At 44.6% G+C, this 12,137-nt stretch carries 4 protein-coding genes; 2 read left to right on the plus strand and 2 right to left on the minus strand.

Annotation, left to right across the window (positions count from 1 at the left end; genetic code table 11):
* Nucleotides 1-315 precede the first annotated feature (315 nt).
* Nucleotides 316-8,304: an ExeM/NucH family extracellular endonuclease gene (locus tag JF50_RS17885; RefSeq protein ID WP_039610729.1), complete on the minus strand. Its 7,989-nt coding sequence runs from the start codon at nucleotides 8,302-8,304 to the stop codon at nucleotides 316-318.
* A gap of 624 nt (nucleotides 8,305-8,928) precedes the next feature.
* On the opposite strand from JF50_RS17885, the gene JF50_RS17890 reads away from it, so the two are divergent.
* Nucleotides 8,929-9,846 carry a formylglycine-generating enzyme family protein gene (locus JF50_RS17890; protein ID WP_039610730.1) on the plus strand — a complete coding sequence of 306 codons (918 nt, stop codon included), beginning with the start codon at nucleotides 8,929-8,931 and terminating at the stop codon, nucleotides 9,844-9,846.
* A 140-nt stretch (nucleotides 9,847-9,986) separates the two neighbouring features.
* Here the strand turns inward: JF50_RS17890 and JF50_RS17895 are convergent, their stop codons facing one another.
* Entirely contained in the window at nucleotides 9,987-10,877 is an 891-nt protein-coding gene (locus JF50_RS17895; RefSeq protein WP_039610731.1) for a hypothetical protein, read from the minus strand.
* A 340-nt stretch (nucleotides 10,878-11,217) separates the two neighbouring features.
* On the opposite strand from JF50_RS17895, the gene JF50_RS17900 reads away from it, so the two are divergent.
* Entirely contained in the window at nucleotides 11,218-12,105 is an 888-nt protein-coding gene (locus tag JF50_RS17900) for a hypothetical protein (protein ID WP_039610732.1), read from the plus strand.
* Nucleotides 12,106-12,137: the final 32 nt, after the last annotated feature.

Genomic DNA, 12,137 nt, shown 5'->3' on the forward strand with positions numbered 1-12,137 from the left:
GCGGGCTTGGTTCGCAGTTCATGTTTGAGAGGGTATTGGGCCCTGAAACGAGTTCAGGGTGACGGAATTTGGTTTGTTCAGGGTGACGGAGCTTATTTTGTTCAGGGTGGTTTAGTGTTGTTGGTTTAAACACGTTGCACTTTCTTACCCTCGTCGTTGCGGGCTTGTTCCGCAATCCATGTTTGAGAGTGGTATGGGCCCTGAAATGAGTTCAGGGTGACGAGGTTAATTTTTCTAAGGGGGGATTAATTGAAGGTCACCATAAAAAAGCCCCTGAAGCCAAAGGCGACAGGGGCTTATGGTTATGGCTTCATGTTATCGTCTACGATGCAGTAAAGCAGGTACTACAAGTAACAATAGGAATAAAGGCATAGAACCGCTTGAGGAACGAATTGTTCTGGTTTCTACACGTTCAATCACGTTTGCTTCTTTCACTGTTATCACCAATATGCCAGATGCGCTTGCACCTTGCTCGTCAACCACAACATAATTGATAGTGACTTCACCTTCACTATGTGGTGCGGGTTTAAAGGTAATTGCAGTTGCAGTAAAGGTGACTTCACCTGAATCGGCAGTTGCACTGAACAGTGTTAACTGATGGCCTTCAGGATCAGAATCATTGGCAATGACATCGACCGTGACAGTATTGTTATTAAATACTTCAGCCACGTCATTCACAGCGACAGGTGGTTGATTTTTTTGCTGAGCTTGTGCAACCACAGTGATCTGTACTGTTGCAGTGCTTGTTCCACCTTGACCGTCACTGAGGGTATATTCAACGGTATCAACACCGATGAAATCTATCGCACTTTGATATTGTAAGCTTGAATCCGCATTGATACTCACTGCACCATGCCTTGCAGTTGCGTTCACGATATACAGTGTGTCGTTATCGGCATCCGTGTCATTTGCGAGCACTTGGAGTGTAACTGACTGATTGAAAGTAGCTTCCAGTGTATCGTCTACCGCGACAGGGGCTCTGTTGTCAGTTTGTGTGACACTTACACCGCCTGGGTCGACAATTTTACCATTCTTAAGGCCATCTGCATCGTATTCACCACCATCTACCAGTGTTAGCTTCACACACCACGCACCTTCGACTAACCCCTCTTGCCAACTACTGTCATTCATACTTGGGCAGTAACCTTGTTGGCCCAGTGCAGAATGCAGCGCGTTACCGTTTTGCGCAGAGAAAGTAACCCAACCTTGGTTTGGCAGGTACTTACGATATTGTGCGTTTGCTGGGGTAGCCGCTTGCTGTGGTAAAACGATGCTGACGCTGTCTACACCACGAGGTACATCAACCACAAAGTCAAAAATACCACCGCGATTTTCCATCCCTTCGTCCGCAGAGATTAAACCTGTTTGCACTGCCTCATCGACATTGAGCAAGGCTGCATTTTTGTTGCTACCCAGACTCAAGCTACCAAGAGACATACACACTCCAGCTTCTACTTCAATTAGACCAGACTCCCAGTTATTGCCAGAAGAAGGTAGCACATTACATTGCGCATCAATCGGGTCTAGGTAATTAGGGATACCGTCAGCATCGTCATCTCCGTAGCCTTCTTGTGCATCACTAATGAGATCGCCATCTGTATCCGTATTCGCGTCCAGTGTTGGCTGTGCTGAGACCACCTTGAATATCACAGTTTGTGTATCAGATAAGCCATCGTTATCAGTGGCAGTTGCACTGACTTGGTAAACCCCGTCAGACAGCGTAGATGCATTGACACTGAACTGCGTTGGGTCATTACTTTCATTGCTCAAGCCAGTTTGTGTCTGCCACACGATGGTATGGGTATCTGCACTATTTTGATCCATTACATCAGCTGTAATTGTAATTAGACCGTGCTCTGTCACCATAATTGAGCGCACTTCATCTTGCTGCTGGGCAGTCAGAGTTAGAGTGGGTGCAATGTTCGATTCTACAATGGTGATTTCATGGCGCATCTGAGCACTTGAGTTGAGATCACTGCTATCTAATGTGATTACAATGGTCTCATTTGCATCCTCGATATCATCCAACACAGTTGCAACAGCGATTTGACCTTGGGTACCAGACTCGATAGTGATCTGGCCAGATACTGGCGTGAAGTCTGCTTCACTTGCAGTGCCAGACACCGTAAAGTTGATCGCGAGTGGGTAGGCGAAATGCTCACCGCTCAGTACCACTGGAATTGTTGCTGTTTGACCTTCTACCACCATTTGGCTTGGAGAAGGAATACTTACCATTGGGTTCACATTGACGATTTGTGCCACGCGTTCACATACATTGTTGCTACCGCATGCTTGCCAATACACCCTATTGGCGCCGGACGGTAGGAAGTTACTGCCAAGTAGCTCAACTGAGATAGGCTCACCGTTGCCATCAACCGCTGTTGCAACGCCTAAATCGACCTGAGTAAGTTGGCCTGTTGCATTGACCGTCAGATCAGCAGGTGCGGTGATCACAGGTGTCGAGGGCTGATTTTGGCGAAGCTCTAACACAGCTTCAGCGCGGCCACCAAATCCATCAGAAATGGCATAACGAACCTGAGCGATGCCATTAAATGTATCATTGGTGCTAAATACAATCTGATTATCTTCAATTATCGCATTACCGACATCGGTACTAACAGCCACCAGTGATAAAGCATCACCATCTGGATCGCTGTCATTGTCTAGTACCGCAATCGTTGCTGATGATTGACCCTCAGCCAGTTGCACAAAGTCATCTTTGGCGACAGGTGCAAGGTTGGTTGTGCTAATTTGCACATTCACAGTCGCCTGTGCCGTCGCGGTACCATCACTGATTATGTAGTGAATAGTTGCGTGACCTGTATTCAATGCAGGTGCTTGGTATTGAAGCACATTACCGTTTACTTCAACGCTACCTACATCTGCTTCTGCAGAAGTGATGTTAAGCGTATCGCCATCGATGTCAGTGTCATTTGCAAGCACATCGATGTTAGCAAGTGACTTTGCAGAGGCCACAGCTGAGTCTTGAACGGCTGTCGGTGCGTCGTTTTGCGGTGCAATCGTGATTGCAACGTGTGCAGTGGCGCTTAGCCCAGCATCATCACGGATTTCATAGGTGATTTGGGCTGTACCATTAAAGTGCTCAGCTGGGGCATAGGTAATGGTTGAGTCTGAATGCGTGACTTGGCCCAGGCCAGAATTCAGTGTTGCACTGGTGACTTTTACGCTTGCTATGTTCTCGTCGGTATCATTATTTAATACCGACACCGTCACACTTTGATCTTCAAGTGTATTGGCGGTGTCATTGATTGCAACAGGGGCTAGGTTTCTGGCGATGACATTGACGTGGATCGTTGCTATAGCAGTGCCACCATTGCCATCAATGATGGTATAGCTAATGGTTGCTTCACCAACGAAGTTGACATTTGGTGTAAAACTGACTTGTGCATCAGAGTAGCTAACCTCACCTTCGCCTGATATAAGCGTTGCTGCGCTGATGGTGAGTGGATCTGAGTCTGCATCAGTGTCATTAACTAACACATCGATTGTAATGGCTTCGCCTTGCTCTGCTTCAGCGGTATCGTCATTCGCAACCGGTGCTTGGTTATTTGGTAGAACAACATTTGTTAAATCGAAGTCAGTAATCACTGGATCGTGATCAGATGAGCGATAAGGGGAATCCGAGAACCATTTATTCTGTTGATCTTCAGATTTATCTTCAACATTGTAGTCCAAGCCCGCTGCTTCATCGGCGTTAATATGCCAGTGCATGGATTGTGCAATACGATCCATTGAACTGCTCGCTGTAAGCATGTGATCTAAACTACCTGCCACACCGTTGTAGTAGTATGAGTAATTGTCGCCAGCGCCTTTTTCAAGGCTGATATTTTTGAAGTTGGCATTGTAAAACTCAAGCATTGGCGCTTCATATGCGTAGGCATTAAAATCTCCTAAAATGGCATAAACAGGTGAACCTGTACTTGTGTCAATGTTTTCTTGTGTTACTGCTGTAGCAACTGTTTTAGCCGCTAGGATGCGTTGACCATTACACATACCCTCTACCGCGTCATCTGTTCCGTCATCACATGCCCCAATTTTTGAACGGAAGTGATTCACAACGACACGGATTTCTTTACCGCCGTTCATTGGTTTGAATGACTGCAACATTGGAGGTCTATGTGCACGTGTTGCTTCGTCAAATGGTGACTTTGTGATCACCTGTGCATTACCTTGAGGTATAACGCGGTTTACACGGTAAATGATACCCACAGTGATTGTGTCTGTGCCCACTTGGTCTAATTGAGGATTAATGAACGCCCAATCATTAGTATCGTCGTGCTCATTCAGTCCATCAATGAGGTTTTTTATGGCGCTGTTGTCACCATAACCATTGTTCTCGATTTCCATTAGGCCGACAACATCCGCATCGGATGCCAGAATTGCGCGGATCACCTTACTACGTTGGCGAATAAACTCTTTTTCGTTATTTGCGCCACGACCGCTAAAGTTGACGAAGTAGTTCAGTACGTTGAAGCTTGCAACACGAATATGTTGATCTGATATACGCTCGATAGGCTTAGTACGGCGCGGATTAGACTTTTCAAACTTAGGTAAGCTGGTTGGAATGAGTCTGTAATTACCGTAAGCATAGTGAATAACCCCTGACATGTTCGATACTTGGTCGCCAGAGCGCAGAGGCATCTCAGCGCTGAAGCTTGGGAAGTAGCTGATTGCTTCAGGGTTACTTTGCGTTGAGTTGTCATCGACCAATAACACGTTTCTTGTGTTTAAATCGGCAAGTTCTAGACGACGAGGGTCGTCTTTAGAGTACTTGTTGGTCGGCTGCATTCTCATGCCTTGAGACAAGTAAATCTCGCCAAATTTAGTGAAGTTATGGCTCAGCGTGACATGTAACTTTTGCGCCATAGAGACCCACATACCTTCAAGTGACTCTTGGTCAAAGTCTTTTGCAAACGGTAAGTTCACCTCTGTTGGTGTAACCTGTGACAACACATCAGTGGCACAAGAAAGGGATTCTTTTACCGTACTGATTTGTGTTAAGTCATACTTTTCAACAACGGTGCCTAGCACTCGGATTTGTTCACCGATTGAAACTTGGGTAGTTGTATCTGCGACAAAAATGCCCTCCGAGGTGGTGCTGTCTGTATCTGCATGACGGTCTTCCTCTTGGATGAAGAAACCACCATGTTGACCGCTGCCTTGGAATGCAGCCACAACAACGCCTTCAATGACTACAGTCTGGTTTACCAGAGGGCTTGCAGCCTGATTGCCTTGAATCGTGCTAATGAGTGTTGCAGGGGCATTACATGCGCCAAGCACAACTTCATCAGCTGCACAGGCTGAAACGCCACTACAGCCAAGGCCATCGGCGGTATTTTTTTCGAACCCTTCCCACTCAATGCTTGGGTCAAAGGCATCATCTAAGCTTGTATCACCTGATGTGATCCCGTCTTTACGACGCAGAGTTGTATCTTTGGTTGAGGTGTTGCCACTGCCCCATGCACTGCCAGGATCCGTTCCGACTTGTCCAAATACATCGGCAATTTGACCGTCAACTGTCAGTACTAGCGCATCATCTCCGTTAAAGTAAGTGATGGTACTGGTGCTGTCTTGACGACTCTTAATGTCGTCATTTGCACTGCTATTGGCAATAACGTGACTTTCGCCGTGCTTTAATTCGCCAGATAAGGTTTGTGTTCTTAACCCTGCTGTCGTCAGCGGTTTACCATTATCAGCCAAGGTGATTGTAACGCGGCTAAGGTCTAAAGTTGCACCGGTAAAGTTGGTAATTTCAACGGCTTTGTTGCTGCTGCTACCTTCAATGTACTCGGTGAAAATCACTTTACTGGCTTCGACTTTTTCGCTGACCTGAATAGAAAATTCAGGCAAGGCCACAACATCTGTATTGCCATCAGAAACACCGATGACGATATTGCTTGTCACACCCACATCTTGAGATGACGGCGTACCAGATAGTTCACCATTTTGTGTATTGAAGGTTGCCCATGAGGGTTTGTTGGTGATTGAGAAGGTGAGCGTGTCATTGTCTTCATCGCTCGCTTCTGGTTTGAAGCGATACGCAATCCCCACAACGGCACTTGTGCTCGGTGTACCAAGGATTGTTGGTGGATTTTTAATTGAGCTTGAGTCGACTACTTCAATGCTGAAGCTGGGTAAAGACACGGTTGATTTTCCGTCGGTTACGGAAATTTCAATATGCTCATAAACGGCAATATCGGCCGCCACAGGTGTACCAGATAAGCGGCCCGTTTGTGTATCGAATGCTGCCCATGATGGCTTGTTAACGATAGAGAACGTCAAGTCATCTTTATTTTGATCTGATGCCGTTGGTGTAAAGCTATACTCGCGGCCTGTGCCCACGATAAGTTCAGGTTGACCGCCAATGACAGGGGCCACTTCGCCTAATTTAGGGCAGGCGTCGCCAAATAGTGCTTCTGCAAACTCAGGGTTATCGACAAATGGGTTACGGTTACCTTGTTGCTCAACGATACGTTGGTGTCTATCTAGTTCTAATTGATCTATCTTATCTTCTCGATGCCAATCCATCAGGTTACACAGTACACCCAGAGTTGGTGAGCTACTTGCACTGATTTTATTCACAAGCTCAAGATCAGGCATATTGCCGTCTGTGCCATCATAGCGCACAGCCATGTAGAACATCATACGAGCCGTATCGCCTTTTACAGCATCCCTTGGCTCAAATGAGTCGCTGTCGGTAAAGTTACCCGGTGCGTTATCAACTGGGTTACCGCCATCATCATAATCTTTGCTACTACGCGTGGAGTTAACCTTGACATTGGTGGGTCTTAGGTGATGAATATCGGTATAGCCATATTGGTTATCATTTGGGAAACCATGTGACTTTGGCCAACTATGCTCTCGGTTCCAATCTGTTGTACCGCCTCCATTGGTGTCTTTAGACTGACTTTTTCCAGTGTAAAACAGTAGTACATTGTTAGGGTTATTTGGATCTTCATCGGTATACTTTAGCGCGTCCCACACTTGCGAGTAAGTCATTCTCTGTTGACCTTGTCTCGCAATTAAAGAGAGTGCACTTTCTAACTCTGTACCGACTTTGCCAATTGTCGAGGCGTAGTAGGTAGTGTAATCATAGTTACTGCCCGGTTTATCTGTGACCGAAATTGAAAATGCTGGCAAACTCACCGGTGCATGCAAGCCATCTGACACTGAAATAATGATATTGTCATGCTCACCGACATCAGATTCCGCTGGAGTACCACTGAGTTGACCGGAAAGCGTATCGAATGCAGCCCAGCTTGGCTTGTTCGTGATTGAAAACACCAAATCATCATTTTCGAGGTCGATGGCCACAGGTGTGAAGGTATACTGCCGAGTCGCTTGCACTGATGTATCGGGCGTACCGGAAATGACAGGCGCATCATTGGTGCCTGCTGCTCTTACCAAGATGGTAAAGCTGTTAAGTGCATTGGTCACGGTGCCATCGTTGACTGTGATCACAATGTTGTCGTATATGCCCATATCAGCGGCTGTTGGCGTGCCTGAGAGTTTGCCTGTCGTGGTATCAAAGCTTGTCCAACTCGGCTTGTTTTCTATGGCAAACACCAGTGTGTCACCATCAAGGTTGGTCACTGTCGGGGTGAATGCGTATGTGTCTGTGGCATTCACGAAGCTTTTAGGTGAGCCACTTATTTCAGATGGGATATTACCATTGCCGCCACAGGCGGCAGGCCCTGAGCAACCAAGGCCATCAAAGGTGTCTTGTGCAAAGCCAACCCATTCGTTTGCTGGGTCAAATGCATCATCTATGGTGGTGTCACCGTTTTCGATACCTACTTTTCGACGCAGTGTTCTATTTGCTGTACTGTTATCGCCAGAGCCCCAATATTTGCCGGGATCAGTACCGACTTGTCCAATACTGTCTACAATAACACCATTAACCATCAAGGTTAACGCATCGTCACCATTGAAATTAGTGGCGGTACTGGCAATATCACCAAGTGTTTTGAGTTTGTCACTCGCGCTGCTGTTGTACAGGACATAACTACTGCCCCCTGCGAGTGTACCAGATAGGGTAAGCGGCGTGACTTCATCCAGCTTTTTACCATTTGTAGTTAACGCAATACTAACGGTGCTAAGATCAATGCTATTGTTGCCAAAATTAGTAATTTCAAGCGCTTTGTTACTACCGCTACCTTCCACATACTCTGTGAAGATAACGTTTGCATTTGCGTGTCCCATGACGACACTTGAACACAGCCCCATCGCGATGCAGCGGCCCAAGTATCGCAGTTTTCCACGATGCTTATTGTTAGAGTTCATATTTTTCCCGTGTGTTTATCACTCTGTTTTATCATTTGCGAGTTAGATTATTTTTAAGGGTTCAAATATTCCCATTAAAAAATGGGAGGCGAATATAATACTCTATTATGAACTTTTTATTAAAAATGCTTTAAATATAGGACATCTAATTGCAACAATTCCCCACCTCTAGTTATTAACACGCTCTACAGCTCAAGTATTTTAATGGGGACATATGTCCTTGCATAATATCATGATTTATAGAGGTTTCTGTCATGTGTGGATTTTTTGTTACTTTCGGGTGGCGTGTATCTGCGGGGGTATCTCACTTTCTATAAAATCACTTTATTAACATTTTTTAATTATTTGATGCTTTTTGTATACAATAAAGAACGTTCTAATTTTTACAATTGTTTACGTTTTGGGTTCTTTTTGAACAGGTTGCATGGTTTTTTTGAAAGGAAAATGGATAAAAAACCGATAATTGCAATAATGAGGTTGGTGACCATGCATATGGAATAAAGTCGAAGCTTACATGTATGGAAAGAGAAGTGCAGTGTTATTTAGTTATGCTTTTAACATCATTATTAGGGTAGAATAAAGGAACTATCTCTAACATTAAAGAACAATAAAGCTAATAATATTATGATTTTAGAAGATCTACATCTCTGGGGACAAGCTTCAGACACAGAACAACATCAAGCAATTAAAGACTTTATACAGAGCAATGCATTGGATAAGCACTTTGAATTCATCTCAGTTGAAACTTTTTCTTGTGCAGCGTTACAACATCGCATCGGCGTATTTAAGCACCTAGCAACAGGTATGCCCTTTCACTTATTACCCGGTTGCACTCATTTTCAAGCAGGTTTAGATGAACAACAATATGAGTATGTGAGTAATCACTATTCGATGGACTTGCCTGAGTTCTTCCCCACGAATGAGTTGGATGAAAACGGTGAAAACGTCAGACAATCAGTGACTGTGCCCCCCATGTTGATTTCCCGCTTTGCGATCACCGAGTCGGTATGGATAGCGCATAAAGGCATGCGATTACATCGTCAGTTCGGCGACGACCACCCAATTGATGCCGTGAAAAGGCACGCTGTGCAAAGCTGGGCAATGAGGCTTGATTTGTCATTACCTTCTAATATTGAATGGGAATACGCATGTAGAGCAGGAAGTAATACTTTGTTTTATTGGGGAAATGAACCAAACCCGGATTATGCGCTACAAGAGCGACACAAAGACGCTATGGATGGGTATAGAACATTCACCGAAGCAGAGCAGGGGCCAGCTAATGCGTTTGGATTATTGGGCATGATAGGTAACCAAGCGGAGTGGGTGTTGGATGATGTACCAGACTACCCTGCGCCACTGCAAGCATACCCTTTGATCTTAGGGATGGAAGATGATGGTTTGGATGGCATACTGCGTGGGGGCTGGCACGATTATGGTTGGTCGTTTAACCGAGCTACATCTCGCATCCAATGCGGTGCCGCCGACAGTGGTTGTAGTGGCCGCCTTGTCTTTCGATTAGCAGATCATAAAGCAAGGCAGTAAATAACATCTTATGTGTCCTTGTCAGCAAAAAGCCGTACTGGCAAGGTACATCATGATGAAGGCCCGTATGTTCTGCGTGCTTTCTCATCACGTTGTGAGTCACCCTTGATGTCACCCCCTTTGCTACTTTGCAACATAGATTATTTATCGCAACTGGGCATAGCGTGTTCAAACTTGCCTGTTAACAACCACTCGGGCAAGTAATCATTTTGGTGTTGTGGCACATAACCATATTTATCATGAGCGACACAAACTGGAGCAATGAGCTGCTTTGGCAGCATATGGGTGTTGAGCTCGGTGTCACGTCGTTGCATGTTACTGTGTCGAGTAAATTGCGCGACCACAGCGGCTTCAAAGGCTTCTAGGTCTTGTGTGGTTCTGAGTTCATCGAGTGCTTGCCACATACCTAATTCATACCAATAGTCTGTTGAAATGTGCTTGCTGAGTGCATTACACTTTTCTAGTAGTGTCACAGGCTCACTATTGCCATATACGGCTGAGTGAATGAAATTTGCGTGTGCCGTAAGCCCGAGTATCGTGTTATCGGTTCCATTTATTTCCATAGCTTCATCAGGGATAGAGTCGAGCAATATTTCTATACATGTTTTATCGCGCATAATGATGGCCATTTCTAGCATTAAGCATAATGTTGCAGGAGTAAGCTTCTCGTCTTCTGGTACCTCAAATAAATCGAGCTCTGTGTCAAAAATACGAAAGGCTTTTCTTTCTCCTACAGGTAGCTTTTCCGCAATTATCATATGTCTGTATACATCACACACTGTTCGCCAATGGGCTATCACTTCTTTCAGTTGTTCAGGTTGGGAGAAAAAGCAGAAATGCAGATAGTTTTGTAAAGCAATTGACTCTGCAATCTTAGATAGCTCCCATATCGTTGTGATTGGTCCAAGGGTAGGTAACTTTTCCAGTTGATTTTTGATACTTTCCTGGTCTTCCTCTGCAATCATGATGAAGAGCTTTTTATAAATCTCCATATCATCATAATGTCTTGGGTAGTATTTTATATGTGTCATTAATAAACCTTAAACGGGGCGTTTCAGCCCCTTGGTAATTTATTGAACTTTAATTTTTATATATTGGATGGTGATTTTAAGTTTTTGTTTTTGCTAATTTTAAATGCAATGATATTGGCTGAGATATCAATGTATATCCTACCATGCTATTTATTGTTGTGTTACTTTTCAATTGGTTGGATTTTTGTTTTAAATTTTAACTTTGTCTTATGGGGTCCTTTGGTTTTTTTATCTTTAACCCTACCAATATAAATTTATTTATATTGGACCTGTTCGTTTATTGCAGCGATGATTATTTTAAGTTCTAATCAGCTAAATAAATAAAAACTCGAAAAGAACGATGGAAAATACTCAGAACAAGCTCATTGATTTAATGGATGCTATGTATGTCACTGTGAGCAACATGCGCGAAGCAGATTGGCTTGGCGACCCACAATGTGGCAGCGAGGCAACCTTGTCACAAGAGCAGGTGTTATACGACCAATATCAAAGTCTACGAGCTGAATTAGTCACTTTAAATCCTGATTATATTGATGCCAGTGCGCATATTGTGAATCGATATGGTGAACAGTTATCTTTTGCGCAAGCACAGGAGGAAATGAATATAAAAATCCATGCGTTTGAAAGCGGAAATAAAAAACGTGCTGAGGTACATGTCAAAGAGGCTCAATTGCAACATCAGCAGCAACTTGCTGAACAGTTAAAACGTCAACAAGAAGACGAGGTCAAAAACCAGGCACAAGAATTGAAAAAGCTGAAGGAGTCTTTGGCACCTTGGCGCGCGATAGAAAATAAAGTGCACCCAGAGGAGTCTGATTTGCAAAGGCACACTAGGCTACAAGCGCTTGCCGAACAGCTTCAGTTTGTCTCTTATATTGATAGCTTTCAGGAGGTGTATCACGCCTTACGCAGCGGCGTGTCCGTTGATGAATTAACCCAGTACTTAGTCGCACCAGAAAAAGATCAGGGCTTGTATACCTTATTATGTGTTGTGGATGACCTCGTGCTTTATCAAGGCACGGAGCGACATCTCGCGCCGGGTTCAAACTTTTCTCGTTTGCTTGCGCTGCAATACGATCCGCAAAGGTTGAATGAACGTCATAGTCCTTTACCAAGCGCTGCGTTTGCCTTAATTGAAAAAAGGCGTATCGCTGTCAAAATGGCCTCAGATTGTGCATTTCAGCCTGTGGGTGCTGAGCAAGAAATCCTAGTATTTTGTCCCCTGTAGGTTCCATATCGCACCGAACCAATATTTTTAGT

The organism is Pseudoalteromonas luteoviolacea (assembly GCF_000814765.1).
Taxonomy (GTDB): Bacteria; Pseudomonadota; Gammaproteobacteria; order Enterobacterales; family Alteromonadaceae; genus Pseudoalteromonas; species Pseudoalteromonas luteoviolacea_H.